At 31.9% G+C, this 20,798-nt stretch carries 8 protein-coding genes; all 8 read right to left on the reverse strand.

All coding sequences use genetic code 11. The annotated features are described in order from the left end of the window. Positions 1 to 10: 10 nt before the first annotated feature. On the reverse strand, positions 11 to 6,739 hold the full coding sequence (locus tag OQ292_RS39995; protein WP_284689848.1) for a fibronectin type III domain-containing protein: 6,729 nt from the start codon (positions 6,737 to 6,739) through the stop codon (positions 11 to 13). A 350-nt stretch (positions 6,740 to 7,089) separates the two neighbouring features. Beyond that, the gene (locus tag OQ292_RS40000; RefSeq protein WP_284689800.1) at positions 7,090 to 7,473 is read right to left on the reverse strand and encodes a GtrA family protein; all 384 of its coding nucleotides are present in this window, start codon (positions 7,471 to 7,473) and stop codon (positions 7,090 to 7,092) included. A gap of 84 nt (positions 7,474 to 7,557) precedes the next feature. Beyond that, positions 7,558 to 8,748, reverse strand: coding sequence for a phosphoribosyltransferase family protein (locus OQ292_RS40005; RefSeq protein WP_284689801.1), 1,191 nt, complete (start codon positions 8,746 to 8,748; stop codon positions 7,558 to 7,560). A gap of 224 nt (positions 8,749 to 8,972) precedes the next feature. After that, complete coding sequence (locus tag OQ292_RS40010) at positions 8,973 to 16,148, reverse strand: PKD domain-containing protein (RefSeq protein ID WP_284689802.1); 7,176 nt, start codon at positions 16,146 to 16,148, stop codon at positions 8,973 to 8,975. A 206-nt stretch (positions 16,149 to 16,354) separates the two neighbouring features. Next, positions 16,355 to 16,966 (reverse strand): HAD-IB family hydrolase, encoded by a 612-nt coding sequence (locus tag OQ292_RS40015; protein WP_284689803.1) that lies wholly within the window; start codon positions 16,964 to 16,966, stop codon positions 16,355 to 16,357. Positions 16,967 to 17,000: 34 nt separating this feature from the next. Further along, complete coding sequence (locus OQ292_RS40020; RefSeq protein WP_284689804.1) at positions 17,001 to 18,491, reverse strand: LA_3751/LA_3752 family putative glycosyltransferase; 1,491 nt, start codon at positions 18,489 to 18,491, stop codon at positions 17,001 to 17,003. Continuing rightward, positions 18,478 to 19,581 carry an endonuclease/exonuclease/phosphatase family protein gene (locus OQ292_RS40025; protein ID WP_284689805.1) on the reverse strand — a complete coding sequence of 368 codons (1,104 nt, stop codon included), beginning with the start codon at positions 19,579 to 19,581 and terminating at the stop codon, positions 18,478 to 18,480. Before OQ292_RS40025 ends, OQ292_RS40020 begins: the two co-directional genes overlap by 14 nt. A 20-nt stretch (positions 19,582 to 19,601) precedes the next feature. Then, positions 19,602 to 20,792, reverse strand: coding sequence for a glycosyltransferase (locus OQ292_RS40030; RefSeq protein WP_284689806.1), 1,191 nt, complete (start codon positions 20,790 to 20,792; stop codon positions 19,602 to 19,604). Positions 20,793 to 20,798 lie beyond the last annotated feature (6 nt).

The raw sequence follows: 20,798 nt of genomic DNA on the forward strand, positions 1-20,798 counted from the left end.
TAGTTTAGTGTTATTGTTTAATTAATTTAAAATGTTTAGTGTATAAATTAGACTTTACTGTCAAAATATAAGTACCTGTTTTTTGTGTTATATTTCCAAGTTCTATTCTATAAACTTTATCACTACTTAACTCTTTGGAATTGATGTTTTTTTGGTAAACCGTCTTTCCTGAAATATCATGAATGAAAAGCTCTAAATTACTTTCAGTATTTTCTATATCCCCAAACTCTATATTTAATTCGCTTATAAAGGGATTAGGGTATACACCCACTTTTCCTGTGTCTGATATAGTTTGGTCTTTAATCAATTGACCACTAGCTGCGTTTCTCAAATTAGCTGCATTTGGATTTAACTTGCCAATTATTTCCATAGCATTAATGACAGCTGCTGGAGACCCTTGTGGTACACTAACAATAACTTGCATTTCGCCAAACTCATTTGGTGTTTGGTTTTCAATAACTGCAACGTTACTATGATTATTAGTGGTTCGTAATGTAATGCTTTCATTATTCACACTATAAGTAGCAGACGCTTCGGTATGCCAGTTGCCAAAAAACTTAAAGTCATAGAGGTAACTATAACGGAGTCCTGTTATAGTGATTGTTGCAGTTCTTCCTGGGAATATGTAATAAAATGACAACAACACATCATCAGGATAAATACCTGAGTCATCTCCAGTCACTGTAGCATCAGGAAAATCTCCATCAAATCCGTCATCAAAGGTAATATTAATTCCTGTGGATTGATTCTGGGTATCAATAAGATTATTGAGTGATGATCCTTCATCAGGTTGTACTCTATTGGTATTATTCCATGGAGCAGGAGCATTTTGGTGTGCATTGAATTGATTTGCCAAGTTATTAAAGTTGACTAATATTACATAGTCTATTGTTGTTCCAGATACTACACTACTAAATTCAGATTGTCCTTCATGTCTAATAGCCCTTACCTTATAATAATAGGTAGAATTAGACGGAAGACCTGAATCTATAAAAGATGTAGCATTTGCCGAAGTAGTAGCAATCAACTCAAAATTATTTCCACCAGTAGCTGATCTGTATACTTCAAACCCAGATTCATTAGCAGTATTATCGAACCAAGATACACCAAGCTCGCTTGTTGACAATGCCTTTACTTTTAGACTTGTTGGTTTAGGCATAAATGAAGCTTCGTTAATATCAATGATCATTCCATTTATATATCCTATGTCAACCCCAGAGGCTTTTTCTATATCAATTAAAATAGATCCGTTTATCGGTGATTCCCCTGATATTTGTACTAATTCCCTAGTATTATTCCAAACATCCAATAATACTGATTCAGTACCTATTATATATTTCGTTTCTCCTTCTGAGAAAGTACTGCTTGCAATAAACTTGAAATTATATACTTTGGAATTATCTAAACCATCCACTTCTATTGTTACTTTTTCTGGAGCCCACCAATTACCAAACCACCAGTATTCGCTGAGTACAGCGTCAGGAGCAACTCCAGAGTCATTACCTGTTACTGCCCCTGATTTAATTGCTTCTCCCCATGAAGTGAGTAATCTAATACCTATTCCACTATTTTGGTTTAAGTCATCTTTTAGATTTCCAAAATAATCGTTTACTACAGGGTCTTTTTGGGTGTTATTCCAAGGATAGTCAGCAATTTCAGTTTTACTGAAATTTATTGAAACTGTTCTAGTTTGATCATCTCCCACATAAACATCAAAAGCATAAGTACTTACTAAACCTTCTGAATCTTCTGCTTCTAACGTAACAGTATGCAAACCAAGATCATTAGAAGTAGGAGATAATATAAAACTACCTGTGCCATTACCATTATCACTAAATAAAGCAAATCCAGGAAGGTCAATAGCTTGTAAGATTATAGGAGAACTATCTTCAACAGATACTTCAATTGAAGATGTACTATTAAACGACATATATATATCATTGATAGGTACAATCAATGGTGCCTTATTAGGGATCAATATCTCTGTGGTGTTTGAGAACTCCGACACCCCATTTTCATTAAATGCTCTTACTTTATAAAAATAGGTTTGATTATCCACGATATTACCATCTGAATATGAAGTAGTATTGGCAGGGATTGCAGCAATATTTATTTTTGAATAATCCCCATTTAAAGAAGTAGATCTGAAAATTTCAAACCCTGTTTCATTAAACGGTACATCTTGCCATGATAGATTTACAGTATCGCTAGAATACTCAGCTACTAAGTTTAAAGGAGCTGCAGGCAAATCTCCTGATGCTTCTAATTCTTCAATAATCATTGCATTTACATAACCAATAGTAGCACCATTGCCTTTAGTCATATCTATTATCAAATTACCATCACTATCAGGTAGCAAATCAGTTAATTCTGCATAGGAGTTAGTATTATTATGCACATCTACAGAAGCAACTTGACCATTGATAGCATAATTAGTTTCACCGTTTTCAGTATAGCCACAACAAACATATGTACTACTTCCCACAAACTTGAAATTATATTTTCTATTAGGGTTTAAGCCAAAAAGCTCTATTTGTACACTCTGTGGTGCCCACCAAATTCCAAACCACCAGTATTCATTAAGGACGGCATCAGGTACGATTCCAGAATCATCACCAGATGTTGCTCCTCCATTAAAAGATTCCCCCCAAGAAGTTAATAAAGTCATTCCAACACCTGTATTAGTGTTGCTATCATCGATAAAATTGTTAAAAGTATCGTTTATCTGAGGTTGTTTTGATGTATTATTCCAAGGTGCTGGTGCATTACTATTTAAGCTAAAATTAACTAAAATTGTTCTTTCAATATTTTTAGTAGGATTAACATCTGAAATATTTATTGATATGGATTTAGTCACACTTCCACCATTGCCATCATTAATATTGATAGTTACTGTATATGTTCCAGCATGGATATAATCTGGTGCTATCGAAATACTAGCTGTTCTATCATTATTATTTGTAAATATCATAAAACTTGTTAGGCCATTTACCTCCCATGTTAATTCATCCTCTAAATTATTATCATTTGCAGTAAGAATTATTTCATCTACACTACCTTCAACGAGATCAAGCTGCGTTGGTGCATCTAACTCTGGAATGTAATTTCCGTTAACTATTAATGAAATAGTTTCTGTATCTACTCCTCCATTTTCGTCTGAAACACTTACGATGAAAATATGCTCTCCTATGTCATCTACTAATGGATTTAATGTAATTAAACCTGTACCATCATTATGATCCTGGAAACTTGCAAAAGATGGTAAATCCGTTACTGATAAGGCCAAGTCTTCTTGATCAGGATCACTAGATGATAAAATAATATCAAGACTAGCATCAAACCTCATACTTAAATTTCCAATTTCTGTTAATACAGGTGGATTATTAAGTGTTGTGGCAAATGCTTCTTCTGATTCAGAACTACCTCCTACGTTATAAGCAACTACTTTATAATAATAGGTTACATTAGTAAATAAATTTTCATCTGTATAAGAAGTACTTTCCGAAGAAATGGTATTTTGTAGTATATAATTACTATTAGTATTTATAGATTTATATATTCTAATTCCATCTACATTATCACTATTGTTAATCCAAGAAAGAGAAATTTTATCTGTAGCAATTGCTGTAGCCACAAAATTTGATGGAGCTTCTGGACCACCAGGTAATGCTAATGTTGTCGTATTTATATCAGCATCTCTCAAAGCACCTTCGGGAATTAACTCTTTGTCAATTCCTGGTCCTGCCCAACGTACTTCAAGACCATATCCACCTCCACCTTGTCTGAACCATACTTTTATAGGATAAATACCTGCAGTTAAAGTAATACTTCCATTTCTCTCAGTCATCCCTTGATTATAATCATTGAATACGATTTGAGTCCCATCAATAAATAATTCACTACCATCATCAGATCTTGTATAAAAAGTATATTCACCATCTGCTGGAATACTTATTTGTCCTTCCCATTTGAAAGCCATATTTGTATCCCTATCTCTAACACTTAAATCAAAGCTATTACTTGTACCAGTTTTAACAGAAACAGCAGCGTCAAGCTGATCTAAATTACTAAAACTACCTTCATAATAGGAATATACTAACCCTGTGTTAATTTCATCTGAAAATCCTGAATCGCCATATTCACCTAATGCCAAAACTTTATAATAATAAGTTGTTTCTGGGTCTAAGCCAGTATCACTATAGGTCGTTACATTAGCATTAGTAATTACAATAGGATAAAATGGCCCTGCTGGATTAGTTGCTCTAAAAATATGAAATCCAGTTTCTATTTCACTGTTATCTACCCAGGTTAAATCAATTTGATTATAAGAAATAACTGTTGCTGTAAGATTTGTAGGAAATGCTGGAGGCTCACCAGGTATTTCGAAATCATCTTTTAATACTGATGTAGGAATAAGTTGCTTACTTATTCCTGGACCTTGATATCTCACATTTATTCCATACCCACCACTACCTTGTCTAAACCACACTTTTATAAAATGACTACCTTCATTTAACGTAATACTTCCATTTCTCTCAGTCATACCCTGATTGTAATCATTGAATACGATTTGAGTCCCATCAATAAATAATTCACTACCATCATCGGATTCAGTATAAAAAGTATATTCGCCATACTCAAGTACAGTTATGTTCCCTTCCCATTTAAAAGCTATATTTGTGTTTTGCTCTCTAGGACTAATATCAAAATTATCAATTGTACCAGTTTTAACAGGAACAGCAGCGTCAAGCTGATCTAAATTACTAAAACTACCTTCATAATAGGAATAATATAACCCACTATTGACAGTAGCTACTGTAACTTGGTTACTTGAAGGAGATTCATTACCGGTTTCATCGCGGGCTTTTACAGCTATATTATAAATTGTTTCTGCTTGTAAATTGTATATATTAGCTGTTGTTTCCCCAGCTTGTTTTACTAAAACTTTACTTCCATTTACATAAATATTATAAGCATATACAGCTACATCATCTGTTGCTTCTTCCCAGGCTATACTTATACTTGATGTAGAAGTTTGTGTAACAATTAAATTTAATGGAGCTGTTGGAGCATTGTTATCTGAATTAGTCGTTGCTTCAGCTTCTCCAGAAATATTTGAAGCTCCTTCATTATTTATTGCTCTTATAATGTAATAATATGAAGTACCCGCAGTTAAATCTTGATCAACATATTCATAAATATTACCATCTACAGTTTGTATTAATTGATAATTTCCTCCTGTATTTTCACTTCTGTATACTTCAAACCCTGTCTCATCATATGCAGCATTAGGATTATCGCTCCAATTTAATTCTATTTCTGTTTTAGATAGAGGATTAGCAGATAAACCCACTGCAGGATCTGGTGCATTTACACCATTTGCATCTATTACGTTAAAAGGTTCTGATGGATTACTTGAACAACCATTTTCTTCAGTTACAATTGCTATATATTCTCCAGGTTCAAATACTTCTAATATTCTTTCTGTACCTACTACTTGATTAGTTGATACCTTTTTCCATTCATAGTCGACATACCCTTCAGGTAGCTCAAGCATCACCGATGTATGACCATCTGGAGAAGGTATTATATGACTCATATTTCCAGATACTGCTATTGGTGGTGTTTGGGTTTCCTCTTTTATTTTTATCTCTACTGGAATAGGTGACCAATAAGACCAGTTATTTCCTCTTCTTATTCTTACGTCGTATACTCCATATTCTGTTACATTTATTGTATGAGTATTAGCCCCTGAAATTACCACTCCATCTTTTCTCCATTCATAGCCATCAAATCCATTTGTAACTCCTATTGTAACATTAAAAGTTACATTAGGGCAAAACTCAGTTTGTCCAAATAAAACTGAAGGATTAGTTTTGTTACCTCTAATCATAAATGGGAAGAAATCTTCCTCATTCCATACTCTATTCCATACTGAATGTCCTAAATCTTCATATAATGTATATCTAAAATTAGCTCCTTGAGCTTGAGCTCTTGCTGCTACTGCAGCAGTAGCATTTGGATAAGGAGACGTATCTAAAGCACCATGTGCTAGCCACATCGGTGTAAAAAGTTCATCTGTAAAATCTTGCCCAGTAGAAGCACTCATAGGAAGCGCTGCTGCTACTAATTTTGGAAGCGCACTTGTAAAATCAAAAGTTGCACTACCTCCAGCAGATAGACCATGTACTGTAATTCTATTTTCATCAACATTAGCTTCATTAATTAATATTTCAAGTAATTCTCCAATTACTTTATGGTTATTACTTGATGCCCAACCTCCCGACAAGGATTGTGGATATAATAAAAATCCATCATAAATACCATTATCAACTGCTTGCATCATTTTCTGACCTCCATGTTTTAAGGAGTTTTCATTATCATAGAAATTTAATATTTCATTACCTTCATCATCATATAAAGTATTTGGTTTTTCACCTCTACCATGAAAAAATAACATTAGAGGGTATTTCTTAGAGGGGTCATAGTTTTTAGGGAATTTTAACCGAAAAGGAATAAGTTCATAAATATAACTTTTGTATGAATCTGTATCCCAACTCATTCGTTCAGTTCTTACCCATTTACCAATAGTATATCTAGGTGGAAAGGTTGGTGGATTTTCTGAATCATAAGTAATAACTGTATCATCTGGATCTAAGGCACTACCAGCTTGTGCCCAAAGATTACTGATACTTAATGAAACACTACATAAGATTAATAATGGTAGTATTTTTTTCATGACATTTATCAATAATGCAATTATAAAAATCTCAAAAAGGAAGATAATTGATGATTGGATACTTTATTCTTATTCAAAAAATTATTTGAGTAGCTCTTGACACACATGTATGAAATTATAAATAATTAAAACAATAATTATGTACCACTAACACTTATTAACAGTAATACTTATTTATGGGTAATCTTGTAAAAAACTACTTGCACCATCCTGTATGTAGCTATCGAAAGTTATACAAGAGATTCATAATGATATATGAATAATTTTTAACTGTAGAAACAGTGATATAAAATGTGATAATAGCCACTTTTATTTGTTATAGAATTAATGTGTTTTTAACACAAAATATCCTAGTAAAATACATATTTTTTATCTAATTGATACTTAATGAAATATCCTATTCCAAGTCCAATAATTGCACCTAAATATTTAGACCAAGAATAATCAATTAGAAAATTGAATAGCATCTCTGTAAACCAAAAAATTAAAGTTGTAAAAACTCCCATTAAAGTATACAAGCCAAATGTTTTTCCCTCTTTCTTTATATCATCTGTAGTATGATAAAAAACATATTTCTTATCTAAAAAATATTTTAATAGAAAGCCAAAACCAGTTCCACATAAAATTGCTATTTGCAAATCAAAAACACCTTTATACAAAAACAATGAAAGTGCTTGGATTAAAATATTAAAGAAGGTAGAAATAATTGCAAATATTATATATTTTAACAGCATTGTAAAATTATCAAATATCAGTTTTTTACTAAAATTAATAAAACTTGATTTAAGAAAAGTCTTTACACAAAAATACTTACAATATCATGCATATAAGTAAGCATCTGACCTAGGGTTTTTATCTGAAATATTTTCTATATATAAAGGGTCTTGTAAATCTACATTTAGATTTAATCTTTTATTTAAATATGAAGCTATCCACTTGTTAATTTTAAGTACAGCCATTTTTTTTCTTAATCTTCCTTGATTATCTCTATTTAAAATAGAAGGAATTGTACTTGTTGTAATTATTTCATCTATATAAGGAGTAGATAAATTTATCTTTGTTTCTTCAGAACTATGAAAATGCGTGGAAATAAACACTATTTTTTTTGGGTTGTATTCTCTTAAAAGTTTACAGCAACTAACAATAGTACCTCCTGTTCTTACCATATCGTCTAATACAATAACATATTGATCTTTTATATAGGATAATGGATACTGAGAATGTTGAGCAACAGACATATGTACCTTCCTCTCTCCAGTTCTGATTTTATCCATAATTACAATAGGAAAGTTAGAACTATTAGCTTTAGCTACACATCCAACAAAATCAGCAGCACCTTTATCTGGAGCTACAAGAACAACACTAGAAGGATCTACCATTCCTGAATTATGTATATAATAGTTGAAAATTTTATCAGGGAACAAATTAACAAAGTTATTTTCACCAAAAATACTTGTATACTCATATTGAGTAGAAACACTATGATTATGAACGGTAATTACTATGTCTACTCCTGCACTTTTAAGTAGATTTCCGTAGAGTCTTGCTGTAAAAGGTTGCCCATTAAATTTATATAAATCCGCTAACTCTCTATCAAATTCTGTTTTTCCATGACTCGTCTTTGGTCCTCTGTCTTGGGCAGAATAAAACAACTCTGGTTCGACTAATATTACTTGTTTTGCATCATTATCTTTTGCAGCACGAGCGATAATAAAGTTACGCATTGCCAATTCATTTCTTGAAAATTGATCACGATGTACTGAAACTATAATCACCGTTTTGCCAGATAATGTAGAACCAATAGTAGAAAAATCTTCTTCATCATGAACTGTAAACCTAGGGCAAAACTCAGAATTAGCAAACGTTTTAAGCATTATTAGATCTGAAAAGTCAATTTTTTGCTTTAGAAAATCAGCGATATCAATTGCAAAATAACTATCTGATAAATTTCCTACCACAATAATATTATCGTTATTACTATAGGTTAGCTTAGTTCTGTTATTAGTCATGATAAAATAAACAAATTTAAATGATCGTAAATTTATTTAACCTTTCTTTGTAAGAAATACATCCTTTTACAAAAAAGGTTTTATGAAGTGATTGGAAATAGTTTTTGAAGAGCTACATAATGATATTTATTATGTAGTATAGATATTTAGACAACAAATTTGCTTTATGGAAATTATCTAGTTCTTAAATATATTAATTTTAATCATAGATTACTACTAATAAATCAATTAGATAGAATAACCTCTTTAGATAGCTTTTGTAAATAATAATATTTACCAAACTTAATTTGAATAAAATACATGCCTGTAGTTAGGTGATCAGGCAATTTAATTGAGAAAATAGTTTCAAATATACTTTTATTCCTCTCCTCATTATAAATAGTTTGTCCAGTTAGATCAAAAATATTAAAACTAACATTTCCCAAATACGAATTTTTTACATAAACATTTAATTTTTCATTAAATGGATTTGGATAAACAGTTGTTAAGTTTTTTATTTCGCTTTGAATTGAATTTACAACATCCTCTTTTCCTATTCCTATAACTTTTAAAATCTTTATTTCATTATTGTTTAAAAACCATATAGTATCAATATAATTCTTGACTTCTAAAGGACTAAAAGTTATAATTAACTCCTTAGTTTCATTTACATCAATATATCCCATTGACCAATCACCAATAAAACCACTTGGATAAACAATAGAATCTATAGTAATACTACTACTGCTTAGATTTCTTAAGTTGATGACTTTAGAAGTATCTTTATTCACAATTACACTCCCAAAATATAAAGAATCATTATCAAATAATAAACTATCTTCTAATAAATAGGATTTACTAAACCCTGAATCTGAATAACTTAATTCACTTTTATAGTCTCCTTTTTTGTTTAAAGCACTTTTAACAAAATAATAATATGTTTTGCCTTCAATGATTAATTCATCTTCAAAATATTGAATATCTATCCATTCTGTTAATTCCAACAATTGAGTTGTATCAATAGACTCGCCTCTAAATAACTTATAATAGTATTTATCATCTCCCTGCCATGAAATAACAATTTTATTATCATAAAGTCCATCAGATGCATTAATTTTTATAGGAACACTTACTTCAGGAGCAATAACTGTAATTTTCACTTCATCTGTACTACTTCCACCCTGATCATCCGTCACTGTTAGCTCTATCAAGTATTCTCCTGATGAACTCACTGTCAAACTCGATTGGGCACTCTCTGAATTACTCAACCCATATCCTGTTGGCCCCGATAAAACAACCCAGCTATAACTCACGATCTCTCCATCACTATCTGTTGAACTACTGCCATCTAATAAGATCTCTTCTATCGGCAAGGTATAGGATGCATTACTTCCGGCATCTGCAATTGGTAATACATTGGCTGGCTCTGGTAATACCGTAATCTTTACTTCATCTGTACTACTTCCACCCTGATCATCCGTCACTGTTAGCTCTATCAAGTATTCTCCTGATGAACTCACTGTCAAACTCGATTGGGCACTCTCTGAATTACTCAACCCATATCCTGTTGGCCCCGATAAAACAACCCAGCTATAACTCACGATCTCTCCATCACTATCTGTTGAACTACTGCCATCTAATAAGATCTCTTCTATCGGCAAGGTATAGGATGCATTACTTCCGGCATCTGCAATTGGTAATACATTGGCTGGCTCTGGTAATACCGTAATCTTTACTTCATCTGTACTACTTCCACCCTGATCATCCGTCACTGTTAGCTCTATCAAGTATTCTCCTGATGAACTCACTGTCAAACTCGATTGGGCACTCTCTGAATTACTCAACCCATATCCTGTTGGCCCCGATAAAACAACCCAGCTATAACTCACGATCTCTCCATCACTATCTGTTGAACTACTGCCATCTAATAAGATCTCTTCTATCGGCAAGGTATAGGATGCATTACTTCCGGCATCTGCAATTGGTAATACATTGGCTGGCTCTGGTAATACCGTAATCTTTACTTCATCTGTACTACTTCCACCCTGATCATCCGTCACTGTTAGCTCTATCAAGTATTCTCCTGATGAACTCACTGTCAAACTCGATTGGGCACTCTCTGAATTACTCAACCCATATCCTGTTGGCCCCGATAAAACAACCCAGCTATAACTCACGATCTCTCCATCACTATCTGTTGAACTACTGCCATCTAATAAGATCTCTTCTATCGGCAAGGTATAGGATGCATTACTTCCGGCATCTGCAATTGGTAATACATTGGCTGGCTCTGGTAATACCGTAATCTTTACTTCATCTGTACTACTTCCACCCTGATCATCCGTCACTGTTAGCTCTATCAAGTATTCTCCTGATGAACTCACTGTCAAACTCGATTGGGCACTCTCTGAATTACTCAACCCATATCCTGTTGGCCCCGATAAAACAACCCAGCTATAACTCACGATCTCTCCATCACTATCTGTTGAACTACTGCCATCTAATAAGATCTCTTCTATCGGCAAGGTATAGGATGCATTACTTCCGGCATCTGCAATTGGTAATACATTGGCTGGCTCTGGTAATACCGTAATCTTTACTTCATCTGTACTACTTCCACCCTGATCATCCGTCACTGTTAGCTCTATCAAGTATTCTCCTGATGAACTCACTGTCAAACTCGATTGGGCACTCTCTGAATTACTCAACCCATATCCTGTTGGCCCCGATAAAACAACCCAGCTATAACTCACGATCTCTCCATCACTATCTGTTGAACTACTGCCATCTAATAAGATCTCTTCTATCGGCAAGGTATAGGATGCATTACTTCCGGCATCTGCAATTGGTAATACATTGGCTGGCTCTGGTAATACCGTAATCTTTACTTCATCTGTACTACTTCCACCCTGATCATCCGTCACTGTTAGCTCTATCAAGTATTCTCCTGATGAACTCACTGTCAAACTCGATTGGGCACTCTCTGAATTACTCAACCCATATCCTGTTGGCCCCGATAAAACAACCCAGCTATAACTCACGATCTCTCCATCACTATCTGTTGAACTACTGCCATCTAATAAGATCTCTTCTATCGGCAAGGTATAGGATGCATTACTTCCGGCATCTGCAATTGGTAATACATTGGCTGGCTCTGGTAATACCGTAATCTTTACTTCATCTGTACTACTTCCACCCTGATCATCCGTCACTGTTAGCTCTATCAAGTATTCTCCTGATGAACTCACTGTCAAACTCGATTGGGCACTCTCTGAATTACTCAACCCATATCCTGTTGGCCCCGATAAAACAACCCAGCTATAACTCACGATCTCTCCATCACTATCTGTTGAACTACTGCCATCTAATAAGATCTCTTCTATCGGCAAGGTATAGGATGCATTACTTCCGGCATCTGCAATTGGTAATACATTGGCTGGCTCTGGTAATACCGTAATCTTTACTTCATCTGTACTACTTCCACCCTGATCATCCGTCACTGTTAGCTCTATCAAGTATTCTCCTGATGAACTCACTGTCAAACTCGATTGGGCACTCTCTGAATTACTCAACCCATATCCTGTTGGCCCCGATAAAACAACCCAGCTATAACTCACGATCTCTCCATCACTATCTGTTGAACTACTGCCATCTAATAAGATCTCTTCTATCGGCAAGGTATAGGATGCATTACTTCCGGCATCTGCAATTGGTAATACATTGGCTGGCTCTGGTAATACCGTAATCTTTACTCCATCTGTACTACTTTCTCCCTGATCATCAGTCACTGTTAGCTCTATCAAGTATTCTCCTGATGAACTTACTGTCAAACTCGATTGGGCACTCTCTGAATTACTCAACCCATATCCTGTTGGCCCCGATAAAACAACCCAGTTATAACTCACTATCTCTCCATCACTATCTGTTGAACCACTACCATCTAATAAGATCTCTTCTATCGGCAAGGTATAGGATGCATTACTTCCGGCATCTGCAATTGGTGCCTGATTAATACTGCCTTGGTACTCATAAGCTCCTATATCTGTTGCTATACCATAAGAACGCACCTCATTCTTATAATCAAATACTACATTATACTTACTCACATCTTTACCCTTATCAATGACAGGTGAATTTGACGTAAGACTATAATTTTTATTTACTATATCTTCAAAATAAAGATTATTTATATCTTGTTCGTAATAGTTATTTGCTGAATCATAATCTACATTATTGTTAATAGCAATTCCAGATAAACCTGCATTAACTGTTAAATTATTATATATAATATTACTAGTACTTTCATCACTATATATCCTTATCCCACTTCGAGATGGATTAATAATAGTATTATTTAAAAAATAAAAACCCCTTCCTGAAATCGTTGATCGATCATCACAAAATATGCCATCTGCTACTCCATCACCATTTCCTGCATTTATCACAATATTATTGTAAACAGTATTATTACCACTACCAAATATAACTATTCCAGGCCCATTACCACTCTCTACTAAATTATTATAAACTACCCCTGTGGTTCCACCTCCTATCAATATTCCCATATCTTGATATACCGCATTTTGTAAAGCGTAATTCTTGACTACATTACCAAATATCTCACAATCTTTAGTTGCCCTACTCACTTGAATGCCATCCCAGCCTGAATTTTCAATTATATTATCATAAACTTTTATACCTTCAATATCATGAGGAAATACTTCATCTCCATTACAATCTATAGAACCTAAAGTATAACCTATGTACATACCTTCTCCTCCTGTGTCATGAATGTATAAATCATGGAAAAACACATCACGCATTGTATAGTTTCTTGCCCAGAAATCTGGCCAATCACAATGTGGATCAGCTTTTGCCATAACTCCTGCAAAATTTGTGTTTTGGATTTCTAAATGATCTATCTCATAATTCGTACTTGTTGTACTGATCGCTATTCCATTACCCAAAAAAGTTTTTTCTACTTCTACACCATATTCTATGGAAGCATCTCCAGTGCCTGTAAATCGAAAATATTTTGAATAATTAATTGTAATTCCATTATATACTCCCTCAGCACCCAAAACTTTAACTAATCCTCCTTTATTTTTAAAGATGATTGGTGCATTTTCAGAACCTTCAAAGTTATAGAAACGCAGGTAAGGATAATCTCCTGCCTCAATGCATACAACATCTCCAGGTTTAACCCCCATTTCATCTCCGTTATTCTGATACTTATTATTAGTAGTAGTGATAGTGAAATCACAATTACAGTTACAATCCGGATTTGGTTTTACAAATACTTTTATAAGATCATTACTACTTGCATTTTTATCATCAGTTACAGTGAGCATGAATTCATACTCGCCCTCACTTAAATCATTCACTTGTAAAATTGCACTAGTCGTATTTAACAATGTAATTCCATCTGATCCTGAGGTCTTTTCCCATTTATATGTTAAACCATCTCCATCTGGATCTCTAGATTCACTACCATCAATACTAATAGAATTATTCGGTAATACTACTATCTGATCTTCTCCTGCATCTGCTACAGGAGGATTATTAACAGGTTCATCTCCCTTTAACACTGTTACTTTTACTTCATCTGTATCTTTTCCCCCTTCATTATCTACAACCTCCAACTCATAAATATATTCCCCTTCTTCTAAACCACTTAATGTTATTTGTGATGATGATGGATCAACTATATTACTTGGATTACCCTCTATCACTAAGGCATTTAAATATCCATATAATGCACTTTCTGTTTTACTTATTTCTATTTCTATTTCTCCTGATGCACTGGGAGAAACATAATTAATAGAAACGGTTTCTGAACTATTATTAGATGCATTAAGTGTAACTTCTTTTTCCCCTATCCTATAAATAGTTGTTCTATCTCCATCTCCTGCTCTACTACCAAAAAATGTGAAATTATACGTCGAACTTGCATCTAATCCACTAACTTTTATTGTATGAAGACCTCCTGAAATCCAATAACTACCACGCATCACATTATCAGAATATACCCCAGAATTATCTCCAGTGGTAGACCCTAATTCATTTGTACCCCCCCAGTTTGTTTCAAAAGTAATATCTATACCTGTAGAAATCCCTTCATCATCTTTTAAATCTTTATAGGATAAACCTGCTAATGGACGAATTGAAAAGTTATTCCAATTTCCTGATGCTAAAGAATTTTGAGTAAGGTTAACTAAGATATTTTTATTTGTCAATCCTCCAGGACCATCTAATTGACGCCAGTTATAAGAAGTTATATTACCATCTTCATCATAGCTGCCTGTGCCATCTAAGGTGGTTGTAGCTACAGGAAGTTCTATAGTTTTATCTGAACCGGCATTAGCTATTGGTGGTAGATTTGATTTTACTACCTCTACACTTACATCATCAAAAGCTTGTGTGTTATCAGTAGACTCTATTGTAAGCCGGAATATATACTTTCCTGGTGACATATTAGAAGCACTTAATTGCAAGGATGATACTCCAGATAAAGTAGCAGCAGGACCTTCTATTTTTGTCCAGTTTATTGATTTTATGTTTTCTGAAGGGTAAGAAACAAAACCTTCTAGTGTCACGGAATTATTTGGCCAGTTTACTGTTTTATCATCTCCTGCTTCTACGATCAATCTAATCCTGTTTTTACCTAAAAGCCATTCGTATAAATTAGGTGTATGAAGTTCATTATTGGTCTTATAGGCTCTCTGCCATGCACCAGCATGTCCCACTCCTTCATAAATTGTGAAAATTGGTGGTACTGCTGGATTACAACTATTTATTGCATTAACCATATTATACGAATAATAAATCCCTACAGTGTTATCAGCATCACCATGAAACACCCAAGCTGGTAATTTTGCATCTGCTATATTACAGGCTAACCCCTGTGCATTTTGAGGGCCACAAACAGCAGCAATTGCTGCTAATTTATCGGGATGTGTTACTGCATAATTCCAAACTCCTGATCCTCCTAAACTCAAACCTGTCAGATAAATACGATTCTCATCAACTCTATAAGTTTTCTTTGCATGCTCAACCACTTTATCAATAAAATTAGCCTGCCAGCTACTTGCTGCTAACTGAGGGGATATTACTAGAAACTTATGAGTTTCTCCATTGACTGTATAGGTCATGTCATGTCCATCCTGGATATGTTTTGGAGGTCCATTTCTGGCAACTTTCCAAATATCACTTGTGCCATTTCCTATCTCGCCTTGTCCATGTAAAAAAATGAGTAAAGGATATTTTTTATTCTCATTATCATTATAATCACTTGGTAAATATTCCAAATAGCCAAAATATCCTTCATCAGACCATTTAGGAGTTTGCTGAGCTGATGCAATAAAATTTAGTAAACACAGAAAAAAAACTGTAAGAACTCTGATATGTAATGATGGATTCATAAGTGATTTTACCTTATTGTAAATAATTAATATTTCATTAACCATCATTAACATATCAATTTACATACCATAACTTGGCTTTAGAGTATCATTCATATTTATCTTATTGGTAGTATAGAGTAACTCTAAAAATTTTACTTTATTATAATAATATATTTAAAATGCAAATATAACCTACTCTAGCAGTTTGTAAGATCACAAAAAATTTATTTAAAAAATTTATAAAAAGAATTTGTTGCTATTGATAGCATTTGTTTATCTCCTTTACTATCACCATAAGCATAAATATATTTATAATATTGTAAATTTATTATTTCTTTTATCCGATTAACTTTTTCTTGACCATAACAATTCTTACCTAATAGTTTTCCTGTAATTTTACCATCTTTATTTTCTAGCTTAGAACTTATCAATTCAACATTATTCTGGAAACACCAATATTTTAACCATAAATCTGCTGAGGCTGAAACTATAATAACCCGATGTTCTTTTCTTAAATGCTCTTGTATTTGGATTAATGCATCAGGTCGTATTAATTTAGGTAGAACTTCATTTGTAAAACTTTCACACTTTTTACCAAACTCCTCTACATCCATATCTTTAAAAAAATAACTAAGAACCATCTCCTTAGCTCTCCAATTCAAAATTATTTTAAGTTTATATAATAAAAGTATTGGTGAGAGAATTAAGAATCCTATAAAAAAGTCAAAAACACCTTTTTGATATTTAATAATTTCTATAAAAGTATCTTTGTAAGTTATTGTACCATCAAAATCGAACAAAGCTAGACAATTATTTTCTGTATTTTCCTCTTTCATAATAATAGCATTATACACATACTCACTTATATATTTAGTCACTAATTATTTCATATTCTGCAAAATAATAAGCTCCATACTTATAAGGTGCATTAACAGTTTTTACTCTATTTTGTAAATCAATTGGTTTTTCAGGTTCTATTGTTGCATAAATGAAAAAATATTTTTTCTCTTTTATTAATAAAGAAATAAGATTTGTTAGCTTTTTTGAATTATCGACTAGAAAAAAATATTTCTTATCAAAAACAGTAGTAAACTCTTGACCAATTAATTGATCATTTACTAATACAAGCTCATTTTTTGTTTCTAATAAAGCTTTTATTCCAGGTCGCACTCTATTTTTATAGTCATTTCTTATGTAAATGTATCCAACATAAGTATTCCAATAACATCCAAATACTATTAATAAAATTGACAAATAGTATATTATAGTTTTAACCTTATTTGTAAGATTGACTTTTGATATATTTTGCCATAAAAAACTTATAACAATTAATATACAAGGTATTAAAAACAGAAAATAACGAGGCCCCCACTGCTTTCCCCCATGATTTGGTATAAAAAAGCAAACTAAAATCATGAAAATTACGCCAACTGCAAATAAATGTTTAACTGAATCATTTTTCTTTAGCTTTAGCTTAAGAATAAATATACTAGTTATTGTTAATGGAAAATATCTTATTAAAAGATAACTATCGATCTTAAAGAAATTATAAGCTTGTGTTATTTTATCATGCTTCTCATGTATAACTTGGTAACTATGTATACCTAAAAAGTGATTATATACTAAATAATTAGTTACAAAAAATAACAATATCGTTGCGATTGCTGGTAAAATAAATATACACCTTTTGCTTTCTTTGTTTCGAAGCGTTAGATAAATTATGACCAATCCACAAAAAATAATAGCTTCAGGTCTAAACCAAGTAGATAATCCAAAAAACACTCCCTTTAATATTGGAAACTTTATGTCTTCTTTCAGAATCATTTCTAATCCAGAAAGTATAAACAAAACTGCAATAGAATGTTCCCAATATATAGCAGCATATAAAGTAAAGGGAGTTGAGAACACAAAAATGAAGATACTTATCTCTCTATATTTTTTATTAACTCCAATGTCTTCTAAAATACTTTTCAAATAAATCCAGCTTACCAAAACGCTAATCATAGGTATAATATACATACCCTTAATACCCAAATATTTATATGGAATAATATTAAGTAACTGAAACAAAAAAGGAAACGATACGATATTTTCCTTGCCATTAGAATATACAAAAGGCTGAGTAAAAGGATAATAACCCTTTAACCATATATTTTCAACCCATTCTGGCACTTCTAAATTTAAAGCAACATCAAAACAACCTGTAGCAAACTGTTTTATGAGTAAAAACTTAATTCCTGCATCTCCAGAATAAAAAGTATTATTACTAATTGTAAAGAATAGAAATAAAAGATATAATGAACCAAAAAAAATACTAAAGTTAATATTGTATATTGCTCTTCTATTACTAATCGATTGCATATATTGATTCAACAGGATAATGATCAGAAGCATTAAAACTTTGTATACTTGTTGAGTATAAGGGTATTATTTCTTTAGAAAAGAACTGATTATCTATTCTCAAAAAAAATAAAGATTCCGAATTTAATGTAAAGTCAAAGCCTCTTCCCGAATATTCAAAAGAATTATTTAAAATTTTATTCAATTCATTATAAGTATAACTATAGGGTGTATCATTCAAGTCAGTACATAATATAATGGGATATGGAGATAATTTTGTACAATTAATAAGTTTACTAATTTGTTTTTCTCTTTCAATTGATCCATGTTTGAATGCCCACAGTATGTATTTTATTTTACCATATATATTTGCTGAAAAACCATAATTAATTGCCTTTATTTTCATAGATTCCAAATGTGCATTAATAATCCTCAAAGTATCTTTAGAAGGTGTTACAACATCGGCAAAACAAGCACCATTATACCCATTTTCACTTATAAAAACATTTGATTTATTTACAATAGGAAATTTACTAATAATTACTAAGCCTCTAGTAGTTCCATTATGGCTTGGTTCATTAGAAATGAAATAATTGTAACCTTTATTTGATGCTAGATCCTCTATATTATTATATAACTTAGAATTTTTATCATTAAAGAACTCTTGAAAACACATTATTTCAGCATCACTATTTGAAATATAATCTTTAATAAATATTGAATTTAAATTACTATCAGCTTTATAATAATTTGGTGAAAACAAAGGAGGTATACGAAATGAGCTTACATTATATGATAATACTTTAAAACGCTTTGGAGTAGTAAAAATTGATGAATAATCAATATTTCTTAACTGGATAGTTGTTGTAATATGATCGAATCCTATTAATATCAATACTAACAGGAATAAACTAGATATCCAATTTCTATTTATAATAGAATAAATAAAAATTATTATAGACAATACAATCAAGATTGGAGCTAAATTACTTACAAAAGAAGCTATCCATAATTTTGAAGGTGGAATTTTATTAGAAAATATTACTATAAGACTTGTAAAAATTAAGAATACAAAAGGTATTATTTTTTGAACTAGTTTTATAATCTTCATATATAAACGAATTATTCCACTTATCTAATTAATTTACTAAAAGCATTAGCACGGTTTCCCCAAGAATTCTGCTTTGCTAATTCAATTCTTTTTGTTATTTTGTCGTGGTTATTTAATATAAACTCTTGTTGAATTGAATCTAAAAACTCATTTTTAGATTGACAAATACTTACGATTTGAACAAACTCTTGTAGATTAGCAAAATCTGTAGAAACTACAGGTTTTCCAGCAGCCAAATATTCATTAATTTTTATAGGATAAATATTTCTAGTAAATTCATTTTTAACAAAAGGTATTATACATAAATCGAATTCTTTAAGAAAAACCATTACTTCTTCATATTTAATTTCCCCTAAAAACTCTATGTTTTTTTGACTTTGTATTATTTTTTCACAAGCTCCCTTTTCTGTTACTTTGCCAACAAATTTAAAAGAGTAATTTGTTAAATTTTCTGCAAGAAATTTTATCAAATTGAAGTCAATTCTATCATCTATAACTCCAACGTATCCAATAACAGGATTACTTTTATTAGTATTAATACAATCTTCTGAATAGGCTTTGTTGAATAATTCAAAATCAACTCCATTTTGTATCAGTATACAATTTTTATTCAAATGGCTTTTTTCTTCATATAAAGCTCTCGATGTTGTGATTACTGTATCAACTTTTTTGATAAACATATTTTCTACTTCTTCTCCATGCTTAGAAGCCCACTTAGCAGCTTTTATCTGATCATAACAATAATATATATTCCTTTTCTCATTAAATTCACCAATGTTATATATTCCCATAAATGGATTAAAACCATATACTATAGTTGTATCACTTGTATCAAATGACAATTTTTTCATATATTTTTTGACACAAGTTCTTAATATCCAATTATTAATTTTTAAGGCTAGCAAAAATAGCTTTTTTTGACTTATAAAATTTATTGATAAAAGTGGATATAATGTTAGTACATTAACTTTATTACCACTAAGTGTATTCTTTTCTTCAATTCTCTTATTTAAACCTAATATTTTCAGCAATGGAACTGAGAAACTATTCATTTTAAATAAAGCTAGTATTACATCTTTCAATGTATATTGATAATTTACAAAAAGTACTTTGTTATTATCTCCTAATATTGACATTAATCTCACACTATTTTTAGATGTACTTCCATCCCAAGTACCTAATCCAATGTAAATAATATTTTTTCCTGCCATAACTTA

The sequence above is a fragment of the Chondrinema litorale genome (assembly GCF_026250525.1).
Classification (GTDB): domain Bacteria; phylum Bacteroidota; class Bacteroidia; order Cytophagales; family Flammeovirgaceae; genus Chondrinema; species Chondrinema litorale.